Raw genomic sequence first — 18990 nt, forward strand, 5'->3', positions numbered from 1 at the left:
CCATCTTTGAGTTTCTGTGGCTCCGGGCCACAGGGGAAAGAGATCAAGCAACGTGCTCGACGTGAACTACTACGACAAGCTGCGCATCGGACTCGCCACCGCCGACGAGATCCGCGGCTGGTCGCACGGTGAGGTCAAGAAGCCCGAGACGATCAACTACCGCACGCTCAAGCCCGAGCGCGAGGGGCTCTTCTGCGAGCGCATCTTCGGACCCACCCGGGACTGGGAGTGCTACTGCGGCAAGTACAAGCGCGTCCGCTTCAAGGGCATCATCTGCGAGCGCTGCGGGGTCGAGGTCACCCGCTCCAACGTGCGTCGTGACCGGATGGGCCACATCGAGCTGGCCGCCCCGGTCACCCACATCTGGTACTTCAAGGGTGTCCCCAGCCGGCTCGGCTACCTGCTCGACATCGCCCCGAAGGACCTGGAGAAGGTCATCTACTTCGCGGCGTACATGATCACCTCCGTGGACGAGGAGGGTCGTCACCGCGACCTCTCGTCCCTGGAGGGCAAGATCGACGTCGAGCGGAAGAACCGCGCCCAGCGCCGGGACTCCGACATCGAGACCCGGATGAAGAAGCTCGAGGAGGACATGGCCGCCCTCGAGGCCGAGGGTGCCAAGGCCGACGCCAAGCGCAAGGTGCGCGAGGGTGCCGAGCGCGAGGTCAAGCAGCTGCGTGACCGCGCCCAGCGCGAGCTGGACCGTCTCGACGCCGTCTGGGACCGCTTCAAGAACCTCAAGGTCCAGGACCTCGAGGGCGACGAGGTGCTCTACCGCGAGATGAAGACGCGCTTCGGCCGCTACTTCGAGGGCTCGATGGGTGCGGACGCGATCCAGAAGCGGCTGCAGTCCTTCGACCTGGCCCTGGAGGCCGAGTCGCTGAAGAACACCATCCAGACCGGCAAGGGTCAGCGCAAGACCCGCGCCCTGAAGCGGCTGAAGGTCGTCTCGGCGTTCCTGACCACCGACAACCACCCCACCGGCATGGTGCTGGACGCCGTCCCGGTGATCCCGCCGGACCTGCGTCCGATGGTCCAGCTCGACGGTGGCCGGTTCGCCACCTCCGACCTGAACGACCTGTACCGCCGCGTGATCAACCGGAACAACCGGCTGAAGCGCCTGCTCGACCTCGGTGCGCCCGAGATCATTGTCAACAACGAGAAGCGGATGCTCCAGGAGGCCGTCGACTCGCTGTTCGACAACGGCCGCCGTGGCCGTCCGGTGACCGGTCCGGGCAACCGCCCGCTCAAGTCGATCTCGGACATGCTCAAGGGCAAGCAGGGTCGTTTCCGCCAGAACCTGCTGGGCAAGCGCGTGGACTACTCCGGCCGTTCGGTCATCGTGGTCGGCCCGCAGCTCAAGCTGCACCAGTGCGGTCTGCCCAAGGCGATGGCCCTGGAGCTGTTCAAGCCCTTCGTGATGAAGCGCCTGGACGACCTCAACCACGCCCAGAACATCAAGTCCGCCAAGCGCATGGTCGAGCGCCAGCGCCCGGTGGTCTGGGACGTCCTGGAGGAGGTCATCGCCGAGCACCCGGTGCTGCTGAACCGTGCACCCACGCTGCACCGCCTCGGCATCCAGGCCTTCGAGCCCCAGCTGATCGAGGGCAAGGCGATCCAGATCCACCCGCTGGTCTGCACCGCCTTCAACGCCGACTTCGACGGCGACCAGATGGCGGTCCACCTGCCGCTGAGCGCCGAGGCCCAGGCCGAGGCCCGGATCCTGATGCTGTCGACCAACAACATCCTGAAGCCGGCCGACGGTCGTCCGGTGACCATGCCCACCCAGGACATGATCATCGGTCACTACTTCCTGACCATGCAGCGTGACGAGGAGCGCGGCGCGGGCCGCGTGTTCTCCAGCACGGCCGAGGCCGTGATGGCCTTCGACCGGCGCGAGCTGGCCGTGGGCGCCCCGGTGCGGATCCGGCTGTCCGACTACGTGCCGGCCACCGGCTCGGGTCACCAGCCGGGCACCACGCTGGTGGAGACCACCCTGGGCCGGGCCCTGTTCAACGAGGCCCTGCCGACGGACTACCCCTACATCAACCACGAGGTGGGGAAGAAGCAGCTCGGGGTCATCGTCAACGACCTCGCCGAGCGGTACCCCAAGGTCGAGGTCGCCCACACCCTGGACAACCTCAAGGACCTCGGCTTCCGCTGGGCGACCCGCTCCGGTGTCACGGTCTCGATCAGCGACGTCTCCACGCCGCCGACCAAGCCCGAGCTGCTGGCCGGCTACGAGGACCGCGCGACCAAGATCGACAAGCAGTACGAGCGCGGTCTGATCACCGACGACGAGCGTCGCGGTGAGCTGATCGAGCTGTGGAACGACGCCACGGCGAAGCTCGGCCAGGCGATGGAGGCCAACTTCGAGCGGACCAACCCCATCTTCATGATGGTCCACTCCGGTGCCCGCGGGAACATGGTGCAGATGCGCCAGATCGCGGCCATGCGTGGCCTCGTGGTGAACCCCAAGGGCGACATCATCGAGCGGCCGATCAAGTCCAACTTCCGTGAGGGCCTCTCGGTCCTGGAGTACTTCATCTCCACCCACGGTGGGCGCAAGGGCCAGGCCGACACCGCGCTCCGCACGGCGGACTCGGGCTACCTGACCCGTCGTCTGGTCGACGTCTCCCAGGACGTGATCATCCGCGAGGAGGACTGCGGCACCGAGCGCGGCCTCACCAAGGTGATCGCGGTCGAGGAGAACGGCCAGCTGGTCGTCGACGAGAACGTCGAGAGCGCGGTCTACGCCCGCTCCCTCGCCGTGGACGCCGTCGACGCCAAGGGCGAGCTGCGTCTGCCCGCCGGGGTCGACCTCGGGGACGTCAACATCGCGATGCTGGTCGACGCCGGCGTGCGCACCGTCAAGGTGCGCAGCGTCCTCACCTGCGAGGCCGCCACCGGCACCTGCTCCATGTGCTACGGACGGTCCCTGGCCACCGGCAAGCTGGTGGACGTCGGCGAGGCCGTGGGCATCGTGGCCGCGCAGTCCATCGGTGAGCCCGGCACGCAGCTGACGATGCGCACCTTCCACACCGGTGGTGTGGCTGGTGACGACATCACCCAGGGTCTGCCCCGCGTGGTGGAGCTCTTCGAGGCCCGTCAGCCCAAGGGCAAGGCGCCGATCGTGGAGACCACCGGCCGGGTCCGCATCGAGGACGGGGACCGCAGCCGCAAGCTCGTCCTGGTCCCCGACGACGGCTCGGAGGAGATCGAGTACCCGGTGGGTCGTCGTGCCCGCCTGCTGGTCGAGGACGACGACCGGGTCGAGGTGGGTCAGCAGCTCACCGCTGGTACCCAGGACCCGGCCGACGTGCTCCGCATCCTCGGCATCCGCAAGGTGCAGGAGCACCTGGTGGACGAGGTGCAGGCCGTGTACCGGACGCAGGGCGCCCCGATCCACGACAAGCACATCGAGATCATCATCCGGCAGATGCTGCGCCGGATCACGGTGATCGAGTCCGGGGAGACCAACCTGCTGGCCGGTGACCTGGTCGACCGTCAGCGCTACGAGTCGGAGAACCGTCGCGTGGTCGCCGAGGGCGGTCAGCCGGCCTCGGGTCGTCCGGTGCTGATGGGCATCACCAAGGCCTCGCTCGCCACCGAGTCCTGGCTGTCGGCCGCCTCCTTCCAGGAGACGACCAAGGTGCTCACCGACGCCGCGATCCAGGGCAAGTCCGACAGCCTGGTCGGTCTGAAGGAGAACGTCATCCTCGGGAAGCTGATCCCGGCCGGCACCGGTCTGGAGCGCTACCGCAACATCAAGGTAGAGCCGACGGCCGAGGCCAAGGCGATGGCGTACTCGATGAGCTACGAGCCCTACGACTACGACTTCGGCTCCGGCTCGGGTGCAGCCGTGCCGCTGGAGGAGTTCGACCTCGGCGACTACCGCTGAGCCAGGGCACCACGCACGACACCGCAGGGGCGGTCGGGATCTCCCGGCCGCCCCTGCGGCGTCCCCGGCCGCGGCGCGACCCGAGGGGTTGCCCGCCGGACGGGGTCAGGCGAAGGAGTGCTGGCGCCAGGCCTCGTAGACGGCGATCGAGGCGGCGTTGGCCAGGTTGAGCGAGCGCCGCTCGGGCAGCATCGGGATCCGCACCCGGTCGGTGACCCGGGCGTCGGCCAGCACCTCGGGATCCAGCCCGGTGGGCTCGGGGCCGAACAGCAGGACGTCCCCGGCCCGGTAGGCGGGATCGGTGTGCAGGGTGGTGCCGTGGGCGGTGAAGGCGAACACCCGCGCCGGCAGCAGCGCGGCGTAGGCGGCCTCGAGGTCGTCGTGAACGGTGAAGCTGGCCAGCTCGTGGTAGTCCAGCCCGGCCCGCTTGAGCCGGGCGTCGGTCAGCTCGAAGCCCAGCGGCCCGGCGAGGTGCAGCTCGGCCCCGGTGACCGCCGCGAGCCGGATCGCATTGCCCGAGTTCTGCGGGATCCGCGGGGAGTGGAACAAGATCCTGACCGGGCAACCCATGTCCCTAGTCTGCTGCACCCTCCGTCCGGCAGCACCCGGGCGCTCCACCCGGACGCCCGGCGACGGGACCTGCCGGCACCTGCTAACGGTGGGGAGCGGGCAGCGGGAGCGTGCGCCGGCTGACCAGGTGACGGGTCCGCCCGTCCACGGGGTCGGTGAAGGACAGCTCGGCGGCCAGCAGCTGCAGCGGCTCGGAGAAGTCATCCACGTCCACGTCGCGCACCACCGGGTACAGCGGGTCACCGAGGATGGGGATGGCGAGGGAGTGCAGGTGCAGCCGCAGCTGGTGCGTCCGCCCGGTGCGCGGGGTCAGCCGGTAGTGACCGAGGCCGTCGGTGACCGTCTCCAGCTCCACCAGGGTCTCCGCGTTCACCGGGGCGCCGGGGACCTCCTCGGCCTGCAGCACCCCGCGCACCTTGCGGATGTGGCTGCGGACGACCAGGGGCAGCACCAGGTCCTCGCGCACCGGCGCCACCGCCCGGTAGCTCTTGTGCACCGCCCGGTGCTCGAACAGCGACTGGTACGGCCCCCGCCAGCGGCGCTCGGTGGTCATCAGCAGCACCCCGGAGGTGATCCGGTCCAGCCGGTGCGCGGGCGCCAGCTCCGGCAGCCCCAGCTCGTCGCGGAGCCGCACCACCACGCTCTGGGCCACGTGGCGCCCGCGGGGGATCGAGGACAGGAACGGCGGCTTGTCGACCACCACCACCCGCTCGTCGCGGTGCAGCACCACCAGCTCCCCCGGGACGTCGGGCTCGGCGCGCAGGTCGCGGTGAAACCAGACGAAGGTGTGCGGCCGGTACGGCTCGTCGGCCAGGACCGGCGTTCCGTCCTGGTGCACGAACCGCTGGTCGGACAGCATGGCGGCGACGTCCACGTGCTCGGGCAGCCGCTGCTGCAGCCACCCACCCATGGTCGACCACCGCGCGTCGGCCAGCGGGTCCCGGTCGGGGGTGCGCACCCAGGCGGCCGACAGCCCGGAGCGCGGCGGCAGCGGGGAGCGTGGGGGCACACCGGCATGCTAGGTGCCGCCCGCCGTGCCGGCCGGGCCTGCCAGACTCAGGGCCCATGCGACTGCAGCTCGACCTCGACCTGGACGCCCTGGGCGACGACGCCCCCGCCGAGGCGTCCCGGATCCTCCGCCACTGGGCCGACGTCCTGGGGAGGACGGACCTGGAGGCCCCCGCCCGGCACGACCTGCTGGGCCGGGGTCCGGCCCCGGTCGGCACCCTCACCCTGGCCAGCACCTCCGCGCAGGACCCGAAGGCGGTGCTGCACCGCTACCTGCGGGGGCTGCGCGAGGCCCTGCTGTGGAAGGTGGACGGCCTGGGGGAGCGGGACGCCCGCTGGCCGATGACGCCCACCGGCACCAACCTGCTCGGGCTGCTCAAGCACGTGGCCAGCGTGGAGTCGGAGTACCTCGGGCTGGTCTTCGGGCGCCCCTTCCCCGAGCAGCTGCCCTGGTCGGCCGAGGACGCCGAGGACAACGCCGACATGTGGGCCTGGCCCGAGGAGGACGTCCGCTCCGTGCGCGACCTCGCGATCCGCGTCTGGTCGCACGGCGACGCCACCATCGAGGCCCTCGAGCTGGACGCCCCCGGGCACGTGCACTGGTGGGGCGAGAACGGGGCCGACGTCACCCTGCACACCGTGCTGGTGCACGTGGTCACGGAGGTGGCCCGGCACACCGGCCACGCCGACATCCTCCGCGAGCTCACCGACGGGGCACGGGGGCTCCGCGAGGGCGGCACCAACCTGCCGCCCGTGGAGGAGGACTACTGGGTCGCGCACGTCGCCCGGCTGCAGCAGGTGGCCGAGGAGGCCGACGCCCGCGACCTCTGAGCGACGTCCGCGCGGTGCGGGACCGCCCGCGGCGCCGCCTGTGCGTCGGATCAGGGTGGATCGCGCCGCGTCTGCGGCGTAGGGTCGCCGACATGACCGCGTCCGCGTACAGGATCAGCGAGGCCGCCGCCCTGCTCGGGGTGAGCGACGACACCGTCCGGCGCTGGGCCGATGCCGGTCGGCTGACCCTGACCAGGGCCGACAACGGGCGCCTCGTCGTCCCCGGCGCGGAGCTGGCTGCGCTGGCCCGCTCGCTGGCCGCCGAGCCGGTCACCGACGCCGCACCCTTCGCCTCGGCCCGCAACCGGATGACCGGCATCGTCACCAAGGTCACCCGGGACACGGTGATGGCCCAGGTGGAGATCCAGGCCGGCCCCTACCGGCTGGTGTCGCTGATGAGCCGGGAGGCGGCCGACGAGCTGGGCCTGGAGCCCGGCACGGCCGCGGTGGCCAGCGTGAAGGCCACCAACGTGGGCGTCGAGCTCGCGGTGCGTCCGTGACGTCGCGCCGCCCGCTCCGGGTGCTGGCGCTCCCCGCGGCGACGCTGCTCCTCGCGGCGGCCTGCACCGCCCCGGACGCCGGGCCCGGCGCGACCTCGTCGCCGGGGACCCTGTCCGGGACGCTGACGGTCCTCGCCGCGGCCTCGCTGACCGAGGCCTTCACCCGGCTGGGGGACGAGCTCACCGCCCAGCACCCCGACGTCGAGGTGGTGCTCTCCTTCGGGCCCAGCTCGGGGCTGGCCCAGCAGGTCCTCACCGGCGCCCCCGCCGACGTCCTCGCCACCGCCGACCCCGCCACGATGCAGACCGTGGTGGACGCCGGGGAGGTGGCGGGGGACACGGAGGTGTTCGCCCGCAACAGCCTGCAGATCGCGGTGCCGCCGGACGACCCGGGCCGGGTGCAGGGGCTGGCCGACCTGGCCGACCCCGCGCGGACGGTGGCGCTCTGCGCGCCCCAGGTGCCCTGCGGGGCCGCGGCGGAGCGGGTGTTCCGGGCCGCCGGGCTCACCCCGGCCCCCGACACCCTGGAGAGAGACGTCAGGGCCGCGCTGAGCAAGGTCCGGCTGGGGGAGGTCGACGCCGCCCTGGTGTACCGCACCGACGTCGCCGCCGCCGGGGCCGAGGTCCAGGGGATCGACTTCCCCGAGGCGGCCGGTGCGGCCAACGACTACCCCCTCGCCGTGCTGGCCGGGGCGCCGAACCCCGCGGCCGGGGAGGCCTTCGTCGAGCTGGTCCGCTCCGCGGAGGGCCAGCAGGTCCTCACCGACGCCGGCTTCGCCCGGCCGTGACGCGCTCGAGCCGGAACGTCCGCCGCGGCGCCCGCCGCCGGGGCCACGGCGAGCACGAGGCCGGGCTGCCCCTGGTGCTGCTGCCACCCGCGGTGCTGGCCGTGGCCTTCCTGCTGCTGCCCCTGCTCGCGCTGCTCCTCCGCGCCCCCTGGGCCGATCTGCCCGCACGGCTGGTGGACCCCGACGTGGGCCGGGCGCTGCGGCTCTCGATGGTCTGCGCGGGCTCGGCCACGGTGCTGTGCCTGCTGCTGGGCGTGCCGCTGGCCTGGGTGCTCGCCCGCGCCCGCTTCCCCGGACGGCGGCTGCTGCGCGCCCTGGTGACCGTCCCGCTGGTGCTTCCCCCGGTGGTCGGCGGCGTCGCACTGCTGCTCCTGCTCGGTCGGCGCGGGCTCCTCGGGGCGCAGCTGGACGCCTGGTTCGGTGTGACCATCCCGTTCACCACCGTGGCCGTGGTGCTGGCCGAGACGTTCGTCGCGCTGCCCTTCCTGGTGATCGCCGTCGAGGGCGCCCTGCGCGGGGTGGACCGGCGCTACGAGGACGCGGCCGCCACGCTCGGGGCCTCGCGCTGGACCATCTTCCGCCGGGTCACGCTGCCCCTGGTCGCCCCGGGGGTCACCGCCGGCGCGGTGCTCTGCTTCGCCCGGGCGCTGGGGGAGTTCGGCGCCACCATCACCTTCGCCGGCAGCTTCCCCGGGGTGACCCAGACGATGCCGCTGGCGGTCTACCTGGCCCTGGAGTCCGACCCGGAGGCGGCGATCGTGCTCTCGCTGGTGCTGCTGGCCGTCTCGGTCGTGGTGCTGGCCAGCCTCCGCGACCGCTGGGTCACCGGGACCCGGTCGTGACCGAGGGTGAGCCGGCGGTGCCGGGCCGTGGGCTGGAGGCGCACCTGGTGCTGCGCCGGGGGCGGTTCGACCTGGACCTGGCGCTGGCCCTGCCGCCGGGCCGGGTGACGGCGCTGCTCGGCCCCAACGGCGCGGGCAAGTCCACCGTGCTGCGGGCCCTGGCCGGCCTGGCCCCGCTCGACGGCGGCCGGATCGTGCTGGACGGGGAGGTGCTCGACGACGCCGCCGCAGGCCGGCTGGTGCCCGCGGAGCGACGCGACGTGGGCATGGTGTTCCAGGACTACCTGCTGTTCCCGCACCTGGGTCTGCTGGACAACGTGGCCTTCGGGTTGCGGGCGCGGGGGGTGCGGCGACGGGAGGCCGACGCCCGCGCGGCGGCGTGGCTGGCGCGGGTGGGGCTGGCCGACCTGGCCCGGGTGAAGCCGGGCCGGGTCTCCGGCGGGCAGGCCCAGCGGGCCGCGCTGGCCCGGGCCCTGGTCGGCGACCCGGGGCTGCTGCTGCTGGACGAGCCGCTGGCCGCCCTGGACGCGGGCACCCGGCTGGGGATCCGCTCCGACCTGCGCCGCCACCTCGCGGGCTACCGGGGCTGCACCGTGCTGGTCACCCACGACCCGCTGGACGCCATGGTGCTGGCCGACCACCTGGTGGTGGTCGAGGACGGCCGCCTGGTGCAGCAGGGACCGCCCGTCGAGGTCGCCCGGGCGCCCCGGACCGGCTACGTGGCCACCCTGGTCGGGCTCAACCTCTACCGCGGCCGGGCGGTGGGGGGTGTCGTCGAGCTGGCCGACGGCGGCACCCTGGTCACCAGCCAGCAGGTCCCGGGCAGCTGCTTCGCCGCCTTCCCCCCGTCGGCGGTCTCGCTGCACCGCCGACGTCCGGAGGGCTCGGCCCGCAACGTCTGGCCGGGCACGGTGGCCGGGCTGGAGGCCCACCCCGACGGCGTCCGGGTGCGGCTGGACGCCAGGCCGCCGGTGCTGGCCGACGTCACCACCGCGGCGGTGGCCGAGCTGGGGCTGGACCCGGGCCAGGAGGTGTGGGCCTCGGTCAAGGCCACCGAGGTCCGCTGCTACCCGGCGTGATGGGCCGTCGCGCTGGCGGGGCGCCCACCCGCCGCCTAGCGTGGGTCCCATGACCCAGCAGCAGCACCGTCCGGACGCGACCCCTCCCGCCCGGGTGCTCTCGGTCAACCTCGGCCGCGCCGAGCCCAACCCGTGGAAGAACGCCGAGACGACGGGCTTCGGCAAGCGCCCCTCCGCCGACCGGGTCCACGTCCGGGCGCCGGGTCCCAAGGACGGCGGTCTGGGCAGCGGGCTGGTGGGTGACCACGTGGGGGACCGGCAGAACCACGGCGGTGACCTGCAGGCCGTCTACGCCTACGGCGCCGAGGACCTGCGCCGCTGGGCGGAGCGGCTGGGTCGCGAGCTGCCGCCGGGGGCCTTCGGGGAGAACCTCACCACCGAGGGCGTCGACCTGGCCGACTGCCGGCTGGGGGAGCGGTGGCGGGTGGGCAGCACCGAGTTGGTGGTCACCGTCCCCCGGATGCCCTGCTCCACCTTCCGCGGCTGGCTGGGGGTGCGGGGCTGGCTCCGCCTCTTCACCCAGGACGGACGTCCCGGCACCTACCTGTCCGTGGCGGTGGCCGGCGACCTGGGCGCCGGTGACGACATCGAGCTGCTGCACCGGCCCGACCACGGGGTGAGCGTGGCCGACGCCTTCCGGGCGATGACCACCGACCGCGACGGCGCGGCGGCCCTCGCCCCAGCCGGTGCGCACCTGGCCCCGGGGCTCCGCGAGCTGGTCCGCGCCGCCCTGGCCGGGACCGGCCGCGAGGACCGCCTCTTCTGAGCCCGGTCCGGCCCGGTGGGCGTTTTGACCCCGTTGGGCCCCGCGGGTAGTCTGAGTCCTTGTGTTCGGCCTGTCCGAACCTGTGCGCGTGCCCCGGTACCGCGACAACCCTCCTCGGGACGTCCGTCCGCGGGTGGAGCGCACGGCAGCCTCGCTCTGGATCGATGTCCCCATCGGTGTCGGGCCGGTCTGCGCCCAAGACAGCACGAGTACACCCGACGTAGGAAAGAGATCCACCAGGTGCCCACGATCCAGCAGCTGGTCCGCAAGGGCCGCGCCGACAAGGTTCGCAAGACGAAGACGCCCGCCCTCCGCGGTGCGCCGCAGCGCCGCGGCGTCTGCACGCGCGTCTACACCGTGCCGCCGAAGAAGCCGAACTCGGCGCTGCGCAAGGTGGCCCGCGTGAAGCTCTCCAGCGGCATCGAGGTGACCGCCTACATCCCCGGTGTGGGCCACAACCTCCAGGAGCACTCGATGGTGCTGGTGCGCGGCGGTCGTGTGAAGGACCTGCCGGGTGTGCGGTACAAGATCATCCGCGGCTCCCTCGACACCCAGGGTGTCAAGAACCGCAAGCAGGCACGCAGCCGCTACGGCGCGAAGAAGGAGAAGTAATGTCTCGCAAGGGTCCGGCCCCCAAGCGGCCCGTCCTCGTCGACCCCGTCTACGGCTCGCCGCTGGTCAGCCAGCTGGTCAGCAAGGTGCTGCAGGACGGCAAGAAGACGATCGCCCAGGGCATCGTCTACACCGCCCTGGAGGGCACCCGCGCCAAGAGCGGCATCGACCCGGTGCAGACGCTCAAGCGCGCGCTGGACAACGTCAAGCCGGCGCTGGAGGTCCGCAGCCGCCGTGTCGGTGGCGCCACCTACCAGGTGCCGATCGAGGTCCGTCCGGCTCGCTCCAACACGCTGGCCATGCGCTGGCTGGTGAGCTTCGCCCGGCAGCGCCGCGAGAAGACCATGTCGGAGCGTCTGATGAACGAGATCCTCGACGCCTCCAACGGCCTGGGTGCCGCGGTCAAGCGCCGCGAGGACACCCACAAGATGGCCGAGGCCAACAAGCCCTTCGCTCACTACCGCTGGTGAGCCGCCGACGGTCCCGGAGCTCGCTCCGGGGCCGTCACCCCCTCTTTTCCACTTCTCAGAGAGAAGGTTGAACGCTTCCGTGGCTGTCGACATCAAGACCGACCTGGGCAAGGTCCGCAACATCGGGATCATGGCCCACATCGACGCGGGCAAGACCACCACCACCGAGCGGATCCTGTTCTACACCGGGATCAACTACAAGATCGGCGAGGTCCACGACGGTGGCGCCACGATGGACTGGATGGAGCAGGAGCAGGAGCGCGGCATCACGATCACGTCCGCCGCGACGACCTGCCACTGGAAGGACCACCAGATCAACATCATCGACACCCCCGGGCACGTCGACTTCACCATCGAGGTAGAGCGTTCGCTCCGTGTGCTCGACGGTGCCGTCGCCGTCTTCGACGGTGTCGCGGGCGTGGAGCCCCAGTCCCAGACGGTGTGGCGCCAGGCCGACCGCTACCGCGTCCCGCGCATCTGCTTCATCAACAAGCTGGACCGCACCGGCGCGAGCTTCGACTTCTGCGTGGGCACCATCCGCAACCGCCTGAACGCGGTCGCCGCGGTCGTCCAGCTCCCCATCGGGGCCGAGGGCGACTTCATCGGTGTCGTCGACCTGGTCCGGATGCGCGCCCTCGTGTGGCGCGGTGAGACCACGATCGGTGAGGACTACGCCGTCGAGGACATCCCCGCCGACATGCTCGAGAAGGCCGTCGCCGCCCGCACCGAGCTGGTGGAGACCGTCGCCGACCACGACGACGAGCTGATGGAGGCCTACCTCGAGGGTGAGGACGTGAGTGCTGAGAGCCTGCAGCACGCCATCCGTCGCGCCGTGCTGGCCAGCTCCATCACCGCCGTGCTCTGCGGCACCGCCTTCAAGAACAAGGGCGTCCAGCCCCTGCTCGACGCGGTGATCGACTACCTGCCCTCGCCGCTCGACGTCCCCGACATCGAGGGCTTCAAGCCCGGCGACCAGACGGTGGAGATCCACCGCAAGCCGTCGGACAGCGAGCCCTTCTCGGCGCTGGCCTACAAGATCGCGGCCGACCCGCACCTGGGGAAGCTGACCTACATCCGCGTCTACTCGGGTCGTCTCGAGGCCGGCACGATGGTGCTCAACAGCACCAAGGGCCGCAAGGAGCGGATCGGGAAGATCTACCAGATGCACGCCAACAAGCGTGAGGAGATCGCCTCGGTCGGTGCCGGTCAGATCGTCGCCGTGATGGGTCTGAAGGACACCACCACCGGCGAGACGCTGAGCGACGCCTCCAAGCCCGTCGTGCTGGAGTCGATGGACTTCCCGGCACCGGTGATCGAGCAGGCCATCGAGCCCAAGACCAAGTCCGACCAGGAGAAGCTGGGCATGGCGATCCAGCGGCTGGCCGAGGAGGACCCGACCTTCCGCGTCCACACCGACGACGAGACCGGGCAGACCATCATCGCCGGCATGGGCGAGCTGCACCTGGAGGTCCTGATCGACCGCATGAAGCGGGAGTTCAAGGTCGAGGCCAACATCGGCAAGCCGCAGGTCTCCTACCGCGAGACCCTGCGACGTCCGGTGGAGAAGGTGGAGTACACCCACAAGAAGCAGTCTGGTGGGTCCGGTCAGTACGCCCGGGTCATCATCAAGCTGGAGCCGCAGGAGGCGGGGTCGGGCTACGAGTTCGTCAACGCCATCACCGGTGGTCGCATCCCCAAGGAGTACATCCCCGCGGTGGACCACGGCATCCAGGAGGCGATGGCCTTCGGTGTACTGGCCGGCTACCCGGTCGAGGACATCAAGGTGAGCCTGACCGACGGCGCTTACCACGACGTCGACTCCTCCGAGCTCGCCTTCAAGATCGCTGGCTCGATGGTCTTCAAGGAGGCCGCCCGCCGCGCCGACCCGGCCCTGCTGGAGCCGATGATGGCCGTCGAGGTGACCACCCCGGAGGAGTACATGGGCACCGTCATCGGTGACCTCAACTCCCGTCGCGGGCAGATGCAGTCGATGGAGGACCTGCACGGCAACAAGGTCGTCAACGCCCTGGTGCCGCTGTCGGAGATGTTCGGCTACGTGGGTGACCTGCGGTCCAAGACCTCGGGCCAGGCCTCGTACTCGATGGAGTTCCACTCCTACGCCGAGACCCCCAAGACGGTATCGGACGAGATCATCGCGAAGTCGCGCGGAGAGTGACCACCACGGCGCCGGGTCCGGTTTGACCTGCCCGGCGCCGTGAACCACACTTGGTCCGTCCTCGGGACGACCGAGCAGTCAGACAACAACGAATCGCCGCGCGACCGCGTGGTGAACACCCAGAAGGAGCCCCAGTGGCAAAGGCCAAGTTCGAGCGGACCAAGCCGCACGCCAACATCGGCACCATCGGGCACATCGACCACGGCAAGACCACGCTGACCGCGGCGATCTCGAAGGTGCTCCACGACAAGTACCCCACCCTCAACCAGGCCTCGGCGTTCGACCAGATCGACAAGGCCCCCGAGGAGCGTCAGCGCGGCATCACGATCTCGATCGCGCACATCGAGTACCAGACCGAGAAGCGTCACTACGCGCACGTCGACTGCCCCGGGCACGCCGACTACGTGAAGAACATGATCACCGGTGCTGCGCAGATGGACGGCGCGATCCTGGTGGTGGCTGCCACCGACGGCCCCATGCCGCAGACCCGCGAGCACGTGCTGCTCGCCCGCCAGGTCGGTGTGCCGGCCATGGTCGTGGCGCTGAACAAGTGCGACATGGTCGACGACGAGGAGCTCATCGAGCTCGTCGAGATGGAGGTGCGCGAGCTCCTCTCCGACAACGAGTTCCCCGGTGACGACATCCCCGTCATCCGCGTGGCCGCCTTCCCCGCCCTCAACGGCGACGAGAAGTGGGTCAAGTCGGTCGAGGAGCTCATGGACGCCGTCGACGACTACATCCCGCAGCCCGAGCGCGAGGTCGACAAGCCCTTCCTGATGCCGGTGGAGGACGTCTTCACCATCACCGGTCGTGGCACCGTCATCACCGGCCGCATCGAGCGTGGCGTCGTCAAGGTCAACGAGACCGTCGACATCATCGGCATCCGCGAGACCAAGCAGACCTCCACGGTCACCGGTGTCGAGATGTTCCGCAAGTTCCTCGACGAGGGCCAGGCGGGCGAGAACGTCGGCCTGCTCCTCCGCGGCACCAAGAAGGAGGACGTGCAGCGTGGGATGGTCGTGATCAAGCCGGGCTCGACCACCCCGCACACCGACTTCGAGGCTCGCGTCTACATCCTCAACAAGGACGAGGGTGGCCGTCACAAGCCGTTCTTCTCCAACTACTCGCCGCAGTTCTACTTCCGCACCACCGACGTCACCGGTGTGGTCCAGCTGCCCGAGGGCACCGAGATGGTCATGCCCGGCGACAACACCGACATGACCGTGCACCTGATCCAGCCCATCGCCATGGAGGAGGAGCTCCGCTTCGCCATCCGTGAGGGCGGCCGCACCGTCGGCGCCGGTCGGGTCACCAAGATCATCAAGTGACACCAGTCGCTGACTGATCCACCAGGAGGGCCCCGTGCTTCGGCACGGGGCCCTCCTGCATGTCCGAGGGGCTCCCGGGTCGTGCTACGGGCGCCGGGCGACCAGGGTGAAGGTGCAGGGGACCAGTGCCCGTTCGTCCTCGGGCCAGGCCCAGCCGCCCTCCACCTCGACCATGCGCGGGCTGAACTGCCAGGGGAGCACGGTGTCCTCCTCCATCCGCAGCAGCTGCAGGCCGGCGTCGAGGAGGGCCTGCACCACCTCCGAGAGCGGGTGCGGCCACTCGTAGCTCTGGGTGGAGGTCAGCCGGTCGGTGCCGACGTAGCTGGACTCGCCGTCCCAGGCGTCGGCGGTCCCGTCGCCGAAGTAGCGGTGACGGAGGGTCAGCTGATCGGACCGGTCGTCCAGGGCCAGCAGCACCGGGTGGCCGTCGCGGATGTAGAAGGTGCCGCCGGGTCGCAGCAGGGCGTGCACCTGCTCGGCCCAGCGCCGCAGGTCGGCGAGCCAGCAGATCGCGCCGATGCTGGTGTAGACCACGTCGAAGTCCGTGCCGACCGCCTGCGCGGCCACCATCACGTCGGACTCCACCCAGCGCGCGTCGACGCCCGTGTCGGCGGCGAGCCGGCTGGCCACGGCCAGGGCGTCGGCGGAGAAGTCCACCCCGGTCACCCGGGCGCTGGCCCGGGCGAGGGAGAGGGTGTCGGTGCCCAGGTGGCACTGCAGGTGGCAGAGGTCCAGCCCCGCCACCGAGCCGGACGGGAGCAGCGGCTCCAGCCGGGCGAGGTCGTGGCGGACGACGTCGGAGAGGTACCCGGGGTCCTCGCGGTAGCGGTCGAGACCGTAGGCGGGCGTGTGCACCCTGACCCGGTCCTGCCAGTTGGCGTGGTTGGTGGCGCGGGCGGCCTCCCAGTCCACGTCCACCCAGCCGCGGAACTCCTCCTGCTCGCTCACGCGGCCGCCTCCTCCGTGGTCAGCCGGACCTCGTCGCCGACCCGGATGGTGCCCGACCCGAGCAGCCGGAAGATCGTGCCGCCGCGGGCGTGCATGGCCCGACGGGCCCCCTCGGCGATCCAGTCGTCCAGCAGGCGGCAGGGGGCCGCCATCCGCACCACCTCGAGCTCGACGTCACCGATCCAGATCCGCTCACCCGGCCGGGTGGGCAGCCGCCCGGTGTCGATGGTGAGGTTGCGCCGGGTGCTGCCTGGCTCGATCGGCTGGCCGAGGTCGGCGGCGGCCGCGGCCAGGTCGGTGAGCGACTGCACGCTGACGTGGCGGTGGCGGGTGCCGTGGTAGCGGTCGCCGACCAGCCCACGTCCCGCCTCGGCCTGGACCGAGGGGACCGAGCGGGTGGGCAGCCGCGACCCCGGCGCCAGGTGGATGGCGGTCACGTGCGGGCTCATGCCCCCATCCTCCCCGACGAGCGTCCGTCACCGACAGCCACGACGCGGTGCGCGGCCTCCGCCTCGACTCGACGCCGGGTGGACCGGCCCCGACCTGCCCGACCCGATGACCTGGCCGACCCCGATGACCTGCCCGACGCCGGTGCGCTGCCCGACCCCGGTGGACGCCCGACCGCGATGATCTGCTGACCCGCTCGCCTCTGGCTGACGAGGAGCCGAGCGGCCGGACTCCAACGGCCGCAGGCGGCCAGCACAACCGGTCGCTCAGCGCACACGTCCCGACACATCTCCGGTGGTGTCCGCTGAGTGACCGGTTGTGCCGACAGCCGCCAGCCCCGCCGGCGCCACGGGCAGGCACCGGCCGACTCGCCCTCGGTCCAGCCGGTGGTCCCCGTCTCGGGTACCTCGTGCACAACCGGTCACGGAGCCGGATGGTCCTGCGCTGGAGGCCGCACCGTCGGGCTCGGTGACCGGTTCTGCTCTCGACCGGCCGCCGCCCCACGCCGAGAACGCCACGGCCGTCTCGCCCGGGGCCGTCCGGCAGTCGTCACCGGAGGAGTCCCACCGTGGCCGACGGGACCACCGGCAGACCGACCTGGGGAATGATGGACGGGTGGAAGGGAACACCGAGGCCATCATCCGGCTCTGCTTCGCCCGCCAGCTCGGCCTGGCCGACGACGCCCTGGAGCGACCCGGCCGGGTGCCGGTGGTGCAGGCGGGGACGATCACCGTGCTCCGGCTCTGGGAGACCACCGTGGTGGCCGCCCCCGAGGCGCTCCACGCCGACCTCGAGGAGCTCGGCGAGGACGCGCTGGTCGACGCGTCCGCCCTGCTGCGGGTGTGCCCGACCGGTCGCGTGCTGGGGTCGGCCCAGCTCTCCGCCCTCGACGCGCTGGACCGCCACCCACAGCTGGAGCGGCTCGAGGTCGAGCCCGGCGCGGAGGCAGCCCGGGCGCTGGAGCGGAGCTGCCCGCCCGACGACGTCACCGACGTGGGGCTGTCGGCGATGGAGGCCACCTTCATCCACCTCGGTGAGGACGAGGAGCCCCGCAGCGGGTCGGGGTACAGCACCTGGGCCGGTCTGACGGCGAACCTGGGCGTGCTCACCGCCCCGGCGCACCGGCGTCGCGGGCTGGGCCGGGTGCTGGCCGGCATCGCGGCCAACGACGCCCTGGACGCCGGGCTGGTCCCGGTGTGGCGTGCGCCGGTGGGCCACCGGGCCACGGAGCGGCTGGCCGCGGCGCTCGGGTTCGAGCCGTTCGGGGTGCGGACGACCCTGGAGACCTCACCCGGCTCCTCGGCGACCGGCGGTCGTTGACCCGGCCCTGGCAGGATGGGCACCGCCCGACCCCCACGGAATGGACGACGATGGCGCAGACGACACTGCTCGCGGACCTCTCCCACGACCCGATCACCCTGACGACCCGGCTGGCGCCCTCGGCGCTGCCGATCGGGGTGCAGCTGCGCCCGACCGGGCCCGGGGACGCCGAGGCGGTCGCCCGGCTGCGGCTCGAGGCGCACCCCGGTCGGGCCGGGTCCGACCCGGCCACGGCCGCCGCGGAGGTCGGCCGGCACCTGGCCGGGGAGCACGGTCGGCTCGTGCCCGACGGCTGCCTGGTCGCGGTGGACGAGCAGGGCCAGGTGATCGCCTGGGTGCTCACCGTCCACCCGGCGCCCGGGGCGGCGGGGACGTCCGCGCCGCTGGTGCTGGACCTGTGCACCGCCCCGCCGTGGCAGGGGCGCGGGCTGGGCCGGGCGCTGGTGGTCTCGGCCATGCGGGCCGCAGCCGCCGAGGCCGACCAGGTGCAGATCCTGGTCGAGGACAGCAACGCGAGCGCCCGCAGCCTCTTCCACTCCCTCGGGTTCGCCCCGGCGGGCAGCGCGTCGTGAGCGGTGCCGAGGCCGTCGAGCCCGGTCCCGTGCACGAGGTGGGTCAGCACATGCGCCTGCTGAACGACTTCATGCTCGGCTACAAGTTCGCCATCGACTCGGTGGTCACCAAGATCCAGATCCTGCGCGAGGACTACAACAACGCCCACGACCACAACCCGATCGAGCACATCAACTCCCGGCTGAAGTCGCCGGAGAGCATCCTCGCCAAGGCCCGGCGAAAGGGCCAGCCGGTCGACCTGGACAGCATCCGCGCCAACACCCTCGACATCGCCGGCGTCCGGGTCACCTGCTGCTTCCTCAGCGACACCTACGCCGTCCGGGACGTCATCGCCCGGCACGAGGACGTCCGGGTGCTGGAGGAGCGCGACTACATCGCCGCCCCCAAGGCCAACGGGTACCAGAGCCTGCACCTCATCGTCGAGGTCCCGGTCTACCGGGCCAGGGAGGTCTCGCGGGTGCCGGTGGAGATCCAGCTGCGCACCATCGCGATGGACTTCTGGGCCAGCCTGGAGCACCGGATCTACTACAAGTACGGCGGCTCGGTGCCGGCCAGCCTGGTGGAGGACCTGACCCAGGCCGCGGCCGCGGTGAACAGCCTCGACCTCACCATGCAGGACCTGCACCAGCAGGTGCACGCGCCCCAGTCGCTCGCCCCGGCGGCGCCCCTCGCGCCGCCGGCCGACCTGTTCGCCCGCTACGCCCGCGCGCTCGGCGTCGCCGTGGACGACGAGGGGCCGGGGACCGGCCCGGTCGACCCTCCCGCGGGCCCCCGCGACTGAGCCCTCAGCCGCCGACCGTCGACGACCTCGAGCCAGCCGGCCCACGCCGT

The 18990-nt window shown here is 71.8% G+C and carries 18 protein-coding genes; 14 read left to right on the plus strand and 4 right to left on the minus strand.

Annotation, left to right across the window (positions count from 1 at the left end; all coding sequences use genetic code 11):
- Positions 1-52 precede the first annotated feature (52 nt).
- Complete coding sequence (locus tag BLT52_RS07865; RefSeq protein WP_090592178.1) at positions 53-3901, plus strand: DNA-directed RNA polymerase subunit beta'; 3849 nt, start codon at positions 53-55, stop codon at positions 3899-3901.
- Positions 3902-4006: 105 nt separating this feature from the next.
- Here the strand turns inward: BLT52_RS07865 and BLT52_RS07870 are convergent, their stop codons facing one another.
- Positions 4007-4471, minus strand: coding sequence for a tRNA (cytidine(34)-2'-O)-methyltransferase (locus BLT52_RS07870; RefSeq protein WP_090592180.1), 465 nt, complete (start codon positions 4469-4471; stop codon positions 4007-4009).
- An 82-nt stretch (positions 4472-4553) separates the two neighbouring features.
- Complete coding sequence (locus BLT52_RS07875) at positions 4554-5381, minus strand: pseudouridine synthase (protein WP_197679334.1); 828 nt, start codon at positions 5379-5381, stop codon at positions 4554-4556.
- Between the two features lie 155 nt (positions 5382-5536).
- On the opposite strand from BLT52_RS07875, the gene BLT52_RS07880 reads away from it, so the two are divergent.
- The 10 genes from BLT52_RS07880 (at position 5537) to tuf (ending at position 14871) form a co-directional block, all read left to right on the plus strand.
- On the plus strand, positions 5537-6310 hold the full coding sequence (locus tag BLT52_RS07880; RefSeq protein ID WP_090592184.1) for a DinB family protein: 774 nt from the start codon (positions 5537-5539) through the stop codon (positions 6308-6310).
- A gap of 92 nt (positions 6311-6402) precedes the next feature.
- Entirely contained in the window at positions 6403-6810 is a 408-nt protein-coding gene (locus tag BLT52_RS07885; protein ID WP_090592187.1) for a TOBE domain-containing protein, read from the plus strand.
- Complete coding sequence (gene modA, locus BLT52_RS07890; protein WP_090592188.1) at positions 6807-7598, plus strand: molybdate ABC transporter substrate-binding protein; 792 nt, start codon at positions 6807-6809, stop codon at positions 7596-7598. The genes BLT52_RS07885 and modA overlap by 4 nt, the downstream gene beginning before the upstream one ends.
- A 65-nt stretch (positions 7599-7663) precedes the next feature.
- A complete protein-coding gene (locus BLT52_RS07895) occupies positions 7664-8440 on the plus strand; it encodes an ABC transporter permease (RefSeq protein ID WP_407922625.1) in 777 nt (258 codons plus the stop codon).
- Positions 8437-9519, plus strand: a complete 1083-nt coding sequence (locus BLT52_RS07900) for a sulfate/molybdate ABC transporter ATP-binding protein (protein ID WP_231946552.1) — start codon at positions 8437-8439, stop codon at positions 9517-9519. Before BLT52_RS07895 ends, BLT52_RS07900 begins: the two co-directional genes overlap by 4 nt.
- A gap of 49 nt (positions 9520-9568) precedes the next feature.
- The gene (locus tag BLT52_RS07905; RefSeq protein WP_090592192.1) at positions 9569-10285 is read left to right on the plus strand and encodes an MOSC domain-containing protein; all 717 of its coding nucleotides are present in this window, start codon (positions 9569-9571) and stop codon (positions 10283-10285) included.
- A 240-nt stretch (positions 10286-10525) separates the two neighbouring features.
- A complete protein-coding gene (gene rpsL / locus BLT52_RS07910) occupies positions 10526-10897 on the plus strand; it encodes a 30S ribosomal protein S12 (RefSeq protein WP_090592195.1) in 372 nt (123 codons plus the stop codon).
- Complete coding sequence (gene rpsG / locus BLT52_RS07915; protein ID WP_090592196.1) at positions 10897-11367, plus strand: 30S ribosomal protein S7; 471 nt, start codon at positions 10897-10899, stop codon at positions 11365-11367. Before rpsL ends, rpsG begins: the two co-directional genes overlap by 1 nt.
- A 79-nt stretch (positions 11368-11446) precedes the next feature.
- Entirely contained in the window at positions 11447-13543 is a 2097-nt protein-coding gene (gene fusA / locus BLT52_RS07920) for an elongation factor G (protein WP_090592198.1), read from the plus strand.
- A gap of 134 nt (positions 13544-13677) precedes the next feature.
- Positions 13678-14871: an elongation factor Tu gene (gene tuf / locus BLT52_RS07925; RefSeq protein WP_090592200.1), complete on the plus strand. Its 1194-nt coding sequence runs from the start codon at positions 13678-13680 to the stop codon at positions 14869-14871.
- An 84-nt stretch (positions 14872-14955) separates the two neighbouring features.
- On the opposite strand, the gene BLT52_RS07930 is transcribed toward tuf, so the two are convergent.
- Together BLT52_RS07930 and BLT52_RS07935 are read right to left on the minus strand one after the other, a co-directional pair.
- Positions 14956-15819 (minus strand): class I SAM-dependent methyltransferase, encoded by an 864-nt coding sequence (locus BLT52_RS07930; RefSeq protein ID WP_197679249.1) that lies wholly within the window; start codon positions 15817-15819, stop codon positions 14956-14958.
- Positions 15816-16268 (minus strand): MOSC domain-containing protein, encoded by a 453-nt coding sequence (locus tag BLT52_RS07935; protein WP_090592202.1) that lies wholly within the window; start codon positions 16266-16268, stop codon positions 15816-15818. The genes BLT52_RS07930 and BLT52_RS07935 overlap by 4 nt, the downstream gene beginning before the upstream one ends.
- A 613-nt stretch (positions 16269-16881) precedes the next feature.
- Here BLT52_RS07935 and BLT52_RS07940 point away from each other — a divergent pair.
- The 3 genes from BLT52_RS07940 to BLT52_RS07950 are packed head-to-tail and all read left to right on the plus strand — an operon-like array spanning position 16882 to position 18940.
- Positions 16882-17586 carry a GNAT family N-acetyltransferase gene (locus tag BLT52_RS07940; RefSeq protein ID WP_090592204.1) on the plus strand — a complete coding sequence of 235 codons (705 nt, stop codon included), beginning with the start codon at positions 16882-16884 and terminating at the stop codon, positions 17584-17586.
- Between the two features lie 50 nt (positions 17587-17636).
- Positions 17637-18158: a GNAT family N-acetyltransferase gene (locus BLT52_RS07945; protein WP_090592205.1), complete on the plus strand. Its 522-nt coding sequence runs from the start codon at positions 17637-17639 to the stop codon at positions 18156-18158.
- Positions 18155-18940, plus strand: coding sequence for a GTP pyrophosphokinase (locus BLT52_RS07950; protein WP_231946553.1), 786 nt, complete (start codon positions 18155-18157; stop codon positions 18938-18940). Before BLT52_RS07945 ends, BLT52_RS07950 begins: the two co-directional genes overlap by 4 nt.
- Positions 18941-18990: the final 50 nt, after the last annotated feature.

This window comes from Auraticoccus monumenti, assembly GCF_900101785.1.
Taxonomy (GTDB): Bacteria; Actinomycetota; Actinomycetes; order Propionibacteriales; family Propionibacteriaceae; genus Auraticoccus; species Auraticoccus monumenti.